Here is a 13,082-nt window from a genome sequence, read left to right on the forward strand (position 1 = left end):
CCATCACACCCCCAGTTTTCTGGCATCGACCACAGTCTCCCTCTCACCCACAAACTCCACCAGCCGTTTATAAGTTGGATGGGCACTCAAAGTCGAGGAATCGCCTATCAAAATCAGCTTCCTCTTAGCCCTCGTCAGCGAGACGTTCAAGCGCCTCAAATCCTTCAGGAATCCCAGCTCGCCCTTCCCGTTGGAGCGGACGAAGGACAGGAGGATTACCTCCTTTTCCCTCCCCTGGTATCCATCCACAGTCTTCACCTCGACTTCCTCCGGCAGGAGCGAGCGTATCAGGTCGCGCTGGTCGTCGTAGGGGGTAATCACTCCAATCCACTCGGGCTTAACCCCGAGCTTTAACAGCCTCTCAACTGTTTCCTTAACCAGCCTCGCCTCGAGCGGGTTCTCCCTGCTCTCGCTCCCATAGCGCTGCCTCTCGAAGCGGTCTTCCCTCCCAGAGGTGTCCACGAAGACCAGGACGTTATCTGGCCTGAGGACTTCGTCCCATGAACCATTGCGCGTGGGGCTTTTAACCCCGAGGTCTGCGAGGGTTATCGCCCTAATGCTCTCATCCGCTTCTATTCTACCGCCGTAGAACTCCCTGCTCGGGAACTCCATCAGGCGTTCGTTCATTCTGTACTGGACTGTGAGCATCTCGCTCTTCCTGGGATAGCGCTCAATCAGGCCCTCGAAGAGCGTATTGCCTAACTCCTTCGCCTTCTCGCTGAGTATCGTCGGGGGCAGCTGCTTGTGGTCTCCGGCCAAAACGAACCGCCTCGCGCGGTTGATGGGTATGAGGACGCTTGGGATGGTTGCCTGGGTGGCCTCGTCTATTACCGCGACATCGTATGAGCCGTAGTCAACGACATCCAGTCCAGCCGAGGAGTTCGTCGTCAAGACAACGTCCGCCTCTCGGATGATTTCCCTCGCGATTCTCTCCTCAAGCTTTCTGGCATCGTCGAAGGTCTTCTGAACCTGCCGGTTGATTTTTATCCACTCCGCCATCTCCCTGATCAGCCTTGCCGGAACGCCCCTCGTCCCGATGCCCTTTGAGGCCAGCCTGAGGATCTCCTTGTCGCTCAGCCCGCGCCTGTACTTCGGCGAGGGCTTAGTGAACGTGTCGCGCTTTTCCGCTAAATTCTGGCCAATAACCCTCAGATCTCTCAGCTCACCGTAGAGCTCATGCTGAGTTATGAGGTAAGCTAGAGTCGTCTCGTGGAGGCTCTTTGAGACCCTGCTCGGGTGGCCAACGCGGACGACCTTCAAACCGGAGTCAACGAGTCTCTCCACGAGGTTGTCCACGGCAACGTTGCTCTCCGCCGTTGCCAGAACCCTGTTGCCCCTCTCCACCTCCTGCCTTGTCAGCTCGGCCAGAGTTCTCGTCTTGCCTGTTCCAAACGGACCGTGGATAAGGAAGAAGTCAGGGCTTCCAAGGGCTTTGGCAACCGCCTTCCTCTGGCTCCCGTTCAGACTCCTATCAAAGGGCGTGAACTCAAGGGCCTCACTTTCTTCCGGCTCCCTCAGACCGAGGTAGAGCTCCAGAGCCTTCCTCCCGCTCTCACGAAGGGCCTCAAGGTTCTCAAGCCAGCGCTTGAAGGTTATGTCGTTGGCGTAGAGGTCGATGCGAGCACCCTTTAATGCCCACTCCGGAACGGTTTCAAGGGCGACCGTTATGAACCGCTTTCCCTTCTCGACGACCGTTCCAACCAGGTCGCTCTTCAGCGGGTCTCTCCTGCTGACAACCACCAGATCGCCAACGCTTATCTCGGTCTTTATCTCTCTATCGCGGCCGTATTTCACCAAAAAGTAGCCCAGCTCCTCCCCGACGACCTTCCCGTTGAGTCCCAGAACGGCCCTCCCGACCTTCTCCCTCTCGCGACCGGAAAGACGCTTCATCTCGGCGCGCATCGCCTCTATCTCGGCCTTACGCTCAATCTCAACGAGTACCTTGAGGCGAGAGATGAACTTCTCCAGTTTTTCGTCCATTTTTCCTCCCGATGAGCGAAGAGAAGAGCCGTTTAAAAGGTTGAGGGTGGTCAGCCCATGCGAGTTTCCTCACCGATCGGACGAAACTTCCCTCATCATCCCAGAAGGAGTAGGGAAGAGGGGTTAAAAAGCTAAGCCCTCTCGGAAGAAATCACCGAGACTATGTCCCTGTGGAAGGACCTCAACGCCTTCCAGTGCCGCTCGTCAATCTCGTCGCTCCACGAGACCCTCTTGTAGAACCTTTCCAGGTCGTCAAGCAAGTACTCCAAGTATTCCCTGCGTCCACCCTCCACACCGATGCCGTTGCTCAAGAGCTTGCCCCTCAGAAACGGCATGACCTCCGACGGCCGACCGAGAGCCGCCCAGAAGAGACCTTCCTTCAGGATTTCACCCAACAGCTCCTCAAAACCAAAGCTCCTAACCTTAGCCCTAGAGATGGGTTTGGTACTCCCCCCTCATGGTAATCACCGATTCTAGGAGTGTTCGGGAGTATTTGTGCTTTTTGGCGGAACCTTTGGCCATCTGTCAAGAAAGGCAAAAATTAAGGCTAACCTCTGGACGAATATCCAACTTATTCTTCATTCAATGTCATATTGTTAACGCAGTAGCCGAGTTATGCCGTCTGGAGCGGAAACCCTTAAAAACCCCTGCCAGGTTCATGTTAAAAAGGACGCGGAGGCGCGAGAAAAATGGGGAAATTTGAACACAAACTTGTTAATGCGATTAAGGGATACACCTTTGACGACGTTCTTCTGATACCACAGGCGACCGAAGTCGAGCCCAAGGACGTTGACGTCTCAACCAGGATAACGCCGAACGTGAAGCTCAACATACCGATTCTGAGCGCTGCCATGGACACCGTCACCGAGTGGGAGATGGCTGTTGCAATGGCCAGGGAAGGCGGCATCGGCGTCATCCACAGGAACATGAGCATTGAGGCACAGGCCGAGATGGTGAGGAAAGTCAAGCGCGCCGAGCGCCTCATAGTCGAGGACGTCATCACCATAGGCCCCGATGAAACCCTTGACTACGCGCTCTTCCTCATGGAGAGAAACGACATCGACGGCCTTCCGGTCGTTGGTGAGGACGGTAGAATAGTCGGCATCGTTACCAAGAAGGACATAGCGGCCAAAGAGGGCAGCCTCGTCAGGGAGGTCATGACCGGCGAGGTCATAACCGTCGGAGAGGACGTCTCGGTCGAGGAGGCCCTCGAGACGATGGTTGCCAACCGGATAGCCCGCCTCCCGGTGGTCGATGGGAACGGCCGCCTCGTGGGAATAATCACGATGAGCGACCTCATGATGAGGAAGAAGTACAGGAACGCCGTTCGGGACGAGAACGGAGACCTGATAGTTGCGGCCGCCGTTGGTCCCTTCGACATCGAGCGCGCCAAGGCCCTCGACAGGGCAGGTGTTGATGTAATCGTCGTTGACACAGCCCACGCCCACAACCTCAAGGCCATAAGGGCCATGAAGGAGATCAGGAAAGCCGTCGATGCCGATTTAATCGTTGGAAACATCGCCAACCCCAAAGCGGTTGACGACCTCACCTTCGCCGATGCCCTGAAGGTCGGAATAGGGCCAGGAAGTATATGTACAACGAGGGTCGTCGCCGGCGTAGGCGTCCCGCAGGTCACCGCCATAGCGCTCGTGGCAGACAGAGCCCAGGAGTACGGGCTCCACGTCATAGCCGACGGTGGAATCCGTTACTCCGGCGACATAGTCAAGGCGATAGCGGCGGGAGCTGACGCTGTCATGCTCGGCTCTCTCCTGGCCGGAACGAAGGAGGCCCCGGGCAAGGAGGTCGTCATCAACGGACGGCGCTATAAACAGTACCGTGGCATGGGCTCCCTCGGTGCCATGATGAAAGGAGGAGCGGAGCGCTACTACCAGAAGGGCCATATGAAGACCAAGAAGTTCGTTCCGGAGGGGGTTGAGGGAGTCGTCCCCTACAAGGGAAGCGTGAGTGACGTCCTATATCAGCTCGTTGGAGGTCTCCGCTCGGGAATGGGCTACGTAGGGGCTTCAAGCATAGCCGAACTCAAGGAGAAGGGCGAGTTCGTGATCATAACGCAGGCTGGCGTCAAGGAAAGCCACCCGCACGACATATTCATCACCAACGAGGCGCCGAACTATCCGGTCGGAAAGTGATTTCCCTTCCCTCTTTTTGAAAACCTTATAAGGCGTTTCTCCCAGTCCAGCCTGGGGAGAGCTATGACCAGCGTTGGAATCGTTGGAAGCGGTGCCGCGGGCCTGACCGCCGCGGTGGCCCTGGCGAGACGGGGCTTCGACGTGACGGTCATCGGTAGGGGAATAAAGGAGAGCAACTCCTACCTTGCCCAGGCAGGAGTAGCCTTTCCAATCCTCGACGGTGATTCCCCCAAGGCTCATGTTCTCGACACGATCAAGGCAGGCAAGTATCTCAACGATGAGGAGACCGTATGGAGCGTAATCTCAAAGGCAAGCGAGGCCTACGCTTTCCTTCTCTCAATAGGGCTGGAGTTCGAGACCAACGAGACCGAGGGAGGGCACTCCTTCCACCGCGTCTTCACCGTGAGGAACGAGACCGGAAAGCACCTCATGAAAGTTTTATATATAGCCGCCAAGGAGGCGGGCGTTCACTTCGTCGAGGGCATTGCCGAGGAGCTGGCTGTGAGAGAGGGCAGGGCCTACGGGATCTTTCTCGACGGAGAGCTTCTTACGTTCGATGCCACTATTATAGCCACCGGCGGCTTTGCCTCACTCTTCAAGTACACCGCCGGTTCGCCCCTCAACCTTGGGGTCCTAATAGGCGATTCCATAATGAAAGGCTCCCCCGCGAGGGATCTGGAGTTCGTCCAGTTTCACCCCACCGGTTACATCGGTAAGAACGGCGTTTTCCTCGTCAGCGAGGCCGTTAGGGGAGCGGGAGCAAAGCTGGTGACGGAAAATGGGGAACGCTTCGTTAACGAGCTTTCCACGAGGGACATCGTCGCTAGGGCGATATACAACCAGATGAAAGCCGGCAGGAGAGTTTTCCTTGACGCGACTGACATAGAGGATTTCAAGAAAATCTTCCCGCAGATATACGCTTTCCTGAGGAAGGACGGCATCGATCCGGCTAAAGACTTAATCCCGGTCTCCCCGATAGCCCACTACACCATCGGCGGGATAGCGGTCGACCTCTGGTACAGGACGGCAATCAAGAACCTCTACGCTGTAGGTGAAGCGATGAGCAACGGTTTCCACGGAGCGAACAGATTGGCGAGCAACTCCCTCCTTGAGTGCCTCGTTTCCGGCCTTGAAGTTGCAAGAACCATAGCGAGGGAGGGGCCAAGGCTCGGTGAGATTCGGGAGATTCCGTATCGCTTCGATTCACTGGGAGACGTTGACACCCTCCGGGAGATACTGTGGAACCATGCAGGCATCGTGAGGAGCGGTTCCTCCCTGATGGACGGCCTGAAAAGGCTCGATTCGGTTGAGGCGGACCCGAGGTTAAAGCTGCTCGCGAGAGGAGTCCTTGAGTGTGCTCTCGCGAGAGAAGAAAGCCGGGGCGCTCACTACCGTGAGGACTTTCCAGCTATGAGCAAATCCTTCGAGAGATCGAGCTTCTTCGACGGAAGGTGCAGGCTCTAACCACAGGTGGCCAACAACCTTTTAATCTTCCTCCTCTACCACCATCCAAGCGAGGTGAGATTATGGAGAAGGAGACGCTCATAGCTGAGATTGAACGCCTGAAGGAAGAGCGCAACGCTATAATAATGGCCCACAACTACCAGCCACCTGAAATCCAGAATATAGCCGACTTCCTTGGTGACAGCCTTGAGCTCGCGAGGAAAGCTGTGGACGTTGATGCCGACGTCATAGTCTTCGCGGGAGTAGACTTCATGGCCGAGACCGCGAAGATCCTCAATCCCAAAAAGACCGTCCTGCTCCCGAGCAAAAGGGCCACCTGCGCCATGGCCAACATGCTGAAGGTCGAGCACATCCTTAGGGCCAAGGAGCGGTACCCGGACGCTCCAGTGGTTCTCTACGTGAACACCACCGCCGAGACGAAGGCCTACGCCGACGTAACGGTAACTTCAGCCAACGCGGTCAGAATAGTTGAGAAGCTCGATTCCGACGTCATACTCTTTGGACCGGACAAGAACCTGGCTCACCACGTCGCCAAGGTCACCGGAAAGAAGGTCATCCCCGTCCCCGAGTACGGACACTGCTATGTCCACAGGAAGTTCACCCTTGAAGACGTCGAGCGCGCGAGGAAGCTCTACCCCAACGCCAAGCTGATGGTTCACCCGGAGTGCGAGCCGGAAGTGCAGGAAAAAGCTGACATAATAGTCTCCACGGGCGGAATGATAAAGCGTGCCCCCGAGCACGACGAGTGGGTCGTCTTCACCGAGCACGAGATGGTTTACAGGCTTAAGAAGCTCTATCCCCACATCAAGTTCCACCCCGCCAGGGAAGACGCCGTCTGTGTCGGCATGAAGGCTATAACTCTAAACCACGTCTACGAGTCGCTCAGGGACATGAAGTACCAGGTTGAAGTGCCTGAGGAGATAGCGGAGAAGGCCAGGAAGGCCATCGAAAGGATGCTGGAGATGAGTTAAGTTCAGAGGGAAAGATTTCGTAGTTTTTGTTAAGTATGGAGGGAAACTTATGATCTCTCTTTCATATCTGCTCAAGTTCCTTGAGGAGGACACTCCCTTCGGCGACGTCACGAGTGAGGCTGTGATTCCTGAAGGAATCAGGGCCAAGGCAGTGATAATTGCGAAGCAGGAAGGAATAATAGCGGGCGTTGAGGAAGCCAAAGCTCTGTTCGAGCACTTCTGGGTTGAAGTTGGGGTCAGGAAGCGTGATGGAGAGGAAGTGAAGAAGGGAGACACCATCCTCGAGCTTGAGGGCGACGCCCGCTCGATACTCCTCGTCGAGAGGACGGCTTTGAACATTATGGGCAGGATGAGTGGCATAGCGACCGAGGTCAGGAAGCTGGTCGAGAAAGTTAAGGCCGTAAACCCGAAGGTTCGTGTTGCAGGGACAAGAAAGACCCTCCTCAAGCCGATAGACAAGAGGGCGATACTCATCGGCGGCGGCGAGCCCCATCGTTTTTCCCTCAGCGACGCGATACTCATAAAGGACAATCACCTCGCTTTAGTCCCGCTGGAGGAGGCCATAAGGCGCGCTAAGGCTTTCAGCGTTTACAAGGTCGTCGAGGTTGAGGTCGAGAGCCTTGAGGATGCACTAAAAGCAGCAAAAGCCGGGGCGGACGTGGTGATGCTCGACAACATGAGTCCGGCCGAGATAGCTGAGACGGTGGAGGCTCTAAAGCGCGAGGGTCTTCGCGATAGGGTGAAAATCGAGGTCTCCGGTGGGATAACCCCTGAAAACATCGAGGAGTACGCGGCGCTCGACATCGACGTCATAAGCCTCGGCTACATCACGCACTCCGTCAAGAACTTCGATGTCAGCCTTGAGATAATTGGAAAGCTCTGAACGGAAGACTTTCACTTTTTCCAATTCCCTTGGACCCTCTTGGCGTTCCCCGTTTTCTGTCCCTCCAAAAGATGTTAACCTTCGCGATTATCTCCAACATAGGTCTTTGGTTTGAACACTTTTTCATCAAATTTCTTCCAGAAAGCTTTTTATTTTTGCCGCTTAGATGCTCACAGGTGGTAACGTGGACGAACCCAAGACGGTCGTGTGCCCCTACTGCGGCTTTGGTTGCAGGCTTCTCGTTGATCCCAGGACGATGAGGGTTAAACCCCACCGAGGCGAGCCTAACAGGGGCAAGCTCTGCCCCAAGGGTCTCCACGCGACTGAGTTCGTTCTTTCCGGGGACAGGCTCAAGCGCCCCCTGAAGCGTGAGGGTTCTAGGATAAGGCCGATAAGCTGGGGAGGGGCCATCGAGGAGATAGCGGGTAAACTCCTTGAAATCCGCGAGCTGTACGGGGCGGATGCCGTCGCCTTCATAGCTTCATCCAAGGTCAGCAACGAGGAGAACTACCTCCTTCAGAAGATCGCGCGGCTTTTCGGCACCAACAACATAGACAACTGCGCAAGGCTCTGCCACGAGGCGAGCGTTCACGCCCTCAAGATGACCGTTGGGGCGGGAGCACAGACCAACCCCTACGAAGACCTGGAGAGATTCGGAGTTATATTCATCTGGGGTTACAATCCCGCCGAGACCCACCCCGTTGTCATGGACTACATCCTGAGGGCCAAGAAAAGGGGGGCGAGGGTGATCGTCGTTGACGTCAGGGAAACCAGGACGATGGCCTTCGCGGACTACAGTCTCGTCATCCGCCCGGGGACGGACATAGCCCTCGCGAATACTCTGATGAACATCATAATCCGGGAGGAGCTCTACGATGAGGAGTTCATAAAGACCAGAACCGTTGGCTTCTCCGAGATAAGGATGGCTGTGAGGAAGTACACGCCGGAGTACGCGGAAAAGGTAACCGGAATTCCGGCTGAGACGATCAGAGAAGTTGCGAGGACCTTTGCCCTCGCCGGAAGCGGCGCGATAATGTGGGGTATGGGTTTGACACAGCACGTTTCAGGCGTTGAGAACATTATGGCCGTTATAGACCTCGCCCTGCTCCTCGGCTACATCGGCGAAAAGGGCGGCCTCTACCCGATGCGCGGTCAGAACAACGTTCAGGGAGCGGCATACATGGGAGCGCTGAGTGAGTTTCTGCCGGGCTACGTCCCCTTGACCGATGAGAGGTTCAGGAAGCGTGTGGCAAAGATATGGGGCGTGGAAGACCTCCCAACGGAGCGCGGGCTTTACCTCACAGAGCTCTGGGAGGCGATAGAGAGCAACGATATTAAAGCGCTCTACATAGTCGGGGAAAACCCTGCCGTCAGCGAGGCGGACTTCGTCCGGGTGAGGAATGCCCTCAGAAAGCTCGACCTCCTCGTCGTTCAGGATATCTTCATGACGAGAACTGCCCGCTACGCCCACTACGTTCTGCCGGCTTCGGCCTTCTGCGAGAAGGAAGGCTCGTACATGAACAGCGAGAGGAGGATTCAGTGGAGCCACAAGGTCTGCGAGCCGATGGGTGATTCGAAGCCCGACTGGGAGATACTGACCATGCTCGGCAGGGCCCTCGGTTTGCCGGGATTCAACTACTCCAGCGTTGAAGAGATCACCGCCGAGTATTTCCGCCTCTTCCCTTCGCTGGAGGAAAGGAGCGTTGACGAGCTGAAGGCGGGCGATGGGGTATTCCTTCCGAAGAAGAGGCTCCACACCTGGGAGTTCGCAACCCCCGACGGAAAGGCCAGGTTCATCGCGGTGGAGCAGGTGCAACCGTGGGAGAGGCCGGACTACGAGTACCCCTTCATCCTCACCACAATCAGACTGATAAGCCACTACAACACCGGTGAAATGACTCTCAGGAGTCCCTCGCTCGTCAGGCTGATGGGAGAGCCCAGGGTGCTGGTAAACAGGAACGACGCGGAGAGGCTTGGAATCCACGACGGCGACTGGGTAGAGATTGAGACGAGGCGCGGAAAGATTAGAATGAGGGCCAGGCTCGGCGGTGTTCCATCGGGCGTAGTTGCGGTTCCCTTCCACTTCAAGGCGAACAAAATAACGAGCCCAGCTCTAAACAAAGCGGGAACACCGGAGCTCAAGTTCTCCGCGGCGAGACTGAGAAAGCTCAGAAGCGGAAAGCCCACTCCGGATACTCACCGGTGAGGCATGCCAGACAGAGGTCTCTCCTCCCAACGGCCTTTTTCAGCCCCTCAACGCTGAGGTAAGCCAGGCTGTCGGCCCCTATGGATTCCCTCACCTTCTCAACGCTTCCAAACGCCGCTATGAGTTCGTGCCTCGTCGGAATGTCCACCCCCATGTAGCACGGGTACCTTATCGGTGGGGAGGCTATCCTAACGTGAACCTCCCTCGCGCCGGCTTTTCTGAGCATGGCGACGATGCGCTTCATAGTCGTCCCCCTGACGATTGAATCGTCAACCAGCACGACGCTCTTCCCATCTATTACCTCCCTCACCGGCGAGAGCTTGAGCTTGACCTTCAGCTCGCGGTAGAACTGGCCTGGGGTTATGAAGGTCCTTCCTATGTAGCGGTTCTTTATGAGACCCTCCGAGTAGGGAATCCCGCTGATCCTGGAGAATCCAAGCGCCGCAGCCCTTCCAGAGTCCGGCACGGCTATGACGACGTCTCCGTCGGCCGGACTCTCTTTAGCCAGCTCCTGCCCCATCCTGACCCTCGCAGTATAGACGTTTACACCGTCTATCGTGCTGTCCGGACGGGCGAAGTAGATGTACTCAAAAACGCAGCCGTGGTGCTTCCCCGTTTCTATTATCCGGCTCTCTATCCCATCCTCCGAGAGCAGAAAGACCTCCCCCGGCCTGACGTCCCTTACCTCCTCAACGTAGAGCCTCAACGCAGAATCCTCCGAGGCGAAATAGTGACCGTCTCCAGTCCCGTAGCTGAGTGGCCTGAAGCCGACAGGGTCCCTCGCCACGAGTATCTTCCCGTCGAAGAGAAAAGCCACGGAATATGCTCCCTTCACCTCCCTGAAAACTTCCCTCATAGCCTCGAACTCGTCCCCGGTCTCGCGGAGGTGCCAGAGAAAAGAGATTCCTAACAGCTCGGAATCAACAGAGTGCCCGAACTTAACTCCCAGCCGTTCGTAATGCCTCCGGAGGGGAAGGAAATTCGTGAGGGTTCCATTATGGGCGACGGCTATTCTCTTTCCGCAGCAGCCCGTCTCCAGCGGCTGGATCTCGGTGAGGGAGCCGGAGGTCGAGTACCGGACATGGGCTATGGCGACGTTGGATTTCAGCTTTGCTATCTCACCGTTCTTGAAGACCTCCGAAACGAGCCCCCGGCCAGCTACCGTTTTTATCCTGTGCTTCCAGACGCTTATTCCCGCGCTCTCCTGCCCCCTGTGCTGCAGTGCTATCAGCGCGTAGTAGGCTTTTCTGGGCGCGTTCTCGGTAACCGCTGCAAAGACACCGCACTTCTCCCTCATAATGAATCCCGCCGACTTATTGACGTAAGCATGTTAATAATTATGGATTCGACGCCGTACTTTATCCTTTTTATGTTTAAAAGCTTTGCCCATTGATTACCATTTTTATGCCAAAATAAGCCTTAAATATGGTAAGATTTTACACAAAAATGGTGAAGTCCATGCAGGTTTACGAAGGCAAGGCCAAGAAAGTTATCCCGCTTGACGATGGAAAGGTCATCATGGAGTTTAAGGACGATGCAACGGCCTTTGATGGCAAGAAGAAGGCCCAGTTTAAGGGCAAAGGCTGGCTCAATGCCCAGATTAGCGCGGTTCTCTTCAAGGTTCTCGAGGAGAAATGTGTTAAGACGCACTTCATCGGCGTCGCCGGAGACAACAGGCTCATCGTTGAGAGGCTCAAGATGTATCCGCTTGAGGTCGTTGTAAGGAATGTCGTTGCCGGTAGCCTGAAGAAGCGCCTTCCCATTGAGGAAGGAAGGGAACTGCCGGAGCCAATAGTCGAGCTCTATTATAAAGACGACAGCCTCGGTGATCCTATGATAAACCACCACCACGCAAAGGTTCTCGGGATAAGCGAGGGCGAGATAAAGGAGATGGAGCGCATAGCCCTTAAAGTAAACGAGATTCTCAAGGAGTACTTTGCCGAGCGCGGGATAATCCTAGTCGACTTCAAGCTGGAGTTTGGAAAGAACGAGAGAGGCGAGATTATCCTCGGTGACGAGATAAGCCCAGACACCTGCCGCTTCTGGGACGCTAAGACGAAGAAGAGCCTTGACAAGGACGTCTTTCGCTTCGACAAGGGCGACCTGATAAACGCCTACGAGGAGCTCTACCACCGTCTCACTGGGGAGGCTTGAAGCTGGACTCGTAGGTTACGAGAACTGTGTAGCAGCCCTTTTCGTCTTCTTCTATTACTATTCTCCTCAGCCGGATTCCGTACTCGCTTACAGCCCTTTCCACCAGCTCCGGCAGGTTCTCAAGGAATGCCTTCTTCTTTACCGTGAGCTCCATGGGATCACCAAGAAAAGTTTGGGAAGGGGCTTAAAGTCTTACCCCGTAGTTCTTCACGACTATCCCTTCTTTTTCCGTGACGGTTCCAAGCTCAAAGGCCTCAGAGTGCCTGTCGAGGACATCAAGTGCGTTCTCCTTCTCCTCCCCCGGCACTATAGCAACCATGCCAACACCCATGTTGAAAACCCTGAACATCTCCTCCAGGGGGACGCCGTTTTCGTGGATGAGCTTGAATATTCCCTCGATGGGGGGCATCTCAATGGAGAAGCCGTAATTCGTGAGGCGCTTCAGGTTGGTCAGGCCCCCACCGGTTATGTGTGCCAGCCCGTGAACCTCGACGCTCTCGATCAGCTCAAGAACTGCCTTCACATAAATCCTCGTCGGCTCCAAAAGCCACTCCCAGAGCTTTCTTCCCTCGTATTCGTACTCGAGGCCATACTTCGGGATGAGGAGCTTTCTTGCCAGTGTCAGACCGTTGGAGTGTATCCCCGAGCTCGAAATCCCTATAACGGCATCATCGGGCTTTATCTTCTCGCCGGTTATTACCTTTCCTTTCTGGACGGTACCTATGGCAGTTCCTGCCAAATCGAAGCCGTTTATCAGGTCGGGCATCACTGCGGTTTCTCCCCCGACTATCGCTATTCCCGCTTCCTCTGCCCCCTCGTAGAGTCCCTTGGCTATCTCATCGAACACCCTCTCGTCCGGCCCCTTCACGGCGAGGTAGTCAACGAGCGCCACCGGTTCGGCCCCAACGCAGAGCAGGTCGTTCACGTTCATCGCTATCATATCAATCCCTATCGTGTCGAACTTGCCGACGGCTTCCGCTACCAGAACCTTCGTCCCGACTCCGTCAGTCGTCATGGCGAGGTAGAATTCGCCAAAATCCATAAGCGCCGCGTAGTGGCCTATCTCACTCGGCTCTCCAAGTTTTCCCCTCCTGAACTGGAATGTTTCCTTCGCGAGCCCTATGATTCCCCTGAGGGCCCTTGCGGTTTTCTCGTCGTCAACTCCAGCCTGCGCGTAGGTCAGCATGAGCATCACCGGGGGGAGTTCTATCGAGGGCTTAAAAGGTTTGTCATTTTTCTGCTTAAAAAGGCTTAAATATTATGAATTTTTAACA

11 protein-coding genes are annotated in these 13,082 nt (G+C 55.6%); 6 read left to right on the forward strand and 5 right to left on the reverse strand.

Annotated features, from left to right (window positions below; translation table 11 throughout):
* Positions 1-3: 3 nt before the first annotated feature.
* Both A3L10_RS09770 and A3L10_RS09780 read right to left on the reverse strand, forming a co-directional pair.
* Positions 4-1,980 (reverse strand): IGHMBP2 family helicase, encoded by a 1,977-nt coding sequence (locus A3L10_RS09770; RefSeq protein WP_088867430.1) that lies wholly within the window; start codon positions 1,978-1,980, stop codon positions 4-6.
* A 131-nt stretch (positions 1,981-2,111) separates the two neighbouring features.
* Entirely contained in the window at positions 2,112-2,375 is a 264-nt protein-coding gene (locus A3L10_RS09780; RefSeq protein ID WP_232460982.1) for a hypothetical protein, read from the reverse strand.
* A 294-nt stretch (positions 2,376-2,669) separates the two neighbouring features.
* Between A3L10_RS09780 and guaB the strand changes: the two genes are divergently transcribed.
* The 5 genes from guaB (at position 2,670) to fdhF (ending at position 9,654) form a co-directional block, all read left to right on the forward strand.
* Positions 2,670-4,130: an IMP dehydrogenase gene (guaB, locus tag A3L10_RS09785; RefSeq protein ID WP_088867432.1), complete on the forward strand. Its 1,461-nt coding sequence runs from the start codon at positions 2,670-2,672 to the stop codon at positions 4,128-4,130.
* Positions 4,131-4,193: 63 nt separating this feature from the next.
* The gene (locus A3L10_RS09790) at positions 4,194-5,594 is read left to right on the forward strand and encodes an L-aspartate oxidase (RefSeq protein WP_088867433.1); all 1,401 of its coding nucleotides are present in this window, start codon (positions 4,194-4,196) and stop codon (positions 5,592-5,594) included.
* A gap of 62 nt (positions 5,595-5,656) precedes the next feature.
* Positions 5,657-6,565 carry a quinolinate synthase NadA gene (gene nadA / locus A3L10_RS09795; protein ID WP_088867434.1) on the forward strand — a complete coding sequence of 303 codons (909 nt, stop codon included), beginning with the start codon at positions 5,657-5,659 and terminating at the stop codon, positions 6,563-6,565.
* Positions 6,566-6,614: 49 nt separating this feature from the next.
* A complete protein-coding gene (nadC, locus tag A3L10_RS09800; protein WP_088867435.1) occupies positions 6,615-7,448 on the forward strand; it encodes a carboxylating nicotinate-nucleotide diphosphorylase in 834 nt (277 codons plus the stop codon).
* A gap of 166 nt (positions 7,449-7,614) precedes the next feature.
* Positions 7,615-9,654: a formate dehydrogenase subunit alpha gene (gene fdhF, locus A3L10_RS09805; protein ID WP_088867436.1), complete on the forward strand. Its 2,040-nt coding sequence runs from the start codon at positions 7,615-7,617 to the stop codon at positions 9,652-9,654.
* Here the strand turns inward: fdhF and purF are convergent.
* Positions 9,617-10,951, reverse strand: coding sequence for an amidophosphoribosyltransferase (gene purF / locus A3L10_RS09810; protein ID WP_088867437.1), 1,335 nt, complete (start codon positions 10,949-10,951; stop codon positions 9,617-9,619). The genes fdhF and purF overlap by 38 nt on opposite strands.
* Positions 10,952-11,112: 161 nt before the next feature.
* On the opposite strand from purF, the gene purC reads away from it, so the two are divergent.
* Positions 11,113-11,808, forward strand: a complete 696-nt coding sequence (gene purC, locus A3L10_RS09815) for a phosphoribosylaminoimidazolesuccinocarboxamide synthase (protein ID WP_088867438.1) — start codon at positions 11,113-11,115, stop codon at positions 11,806-11,808.
* Here purC and A3L10_RS10350 read toward each other — a convergent pair.
* Together A3L10_RS10350 and purM are read right to left on the reverse strand one after the other, a co-directional pair.
* The gene (locus tag A3L10_RS10350) at positions 11,792-11,962 is read right to left on the reverse strand and encodes a hypothetical protein (protein ID WP_198362072.1); all 171 of its coding nucleotides are present in this window, start codon (positions 11,960-11,962) and stop codon (positions 11,792-11,794) included. The genes purC and A3L10_RS10350 overlap by 17 nt on opposite strands.
* A gap of 30 nt (positions 11,963-11,992) precedes the next feature.
* Complete coding sequence (purM, locus tag A3L10_RS09820) at positions 11,993-12,994, reverse strand: phosphoribosylformylglycinamidine cyclo-ligase (RefSeq protein WP_088867439.1); 1,002 nt, start codon at positions 12,992-12,994, stop codon at positions 11,993-11,995.
* Positions 12,995-13,082 lie beyond the last annotated feature (88 nt).

The sequence above is a fragment of the Thermococcus radiotolerans genome (assembly GCF_002214565.1).
GTDB lineage: Archaea > Methanobacteriota_B > Thermococci > Thermococcales > Thermococcaceae > Thermococcus > Thermococcus radiotolerans.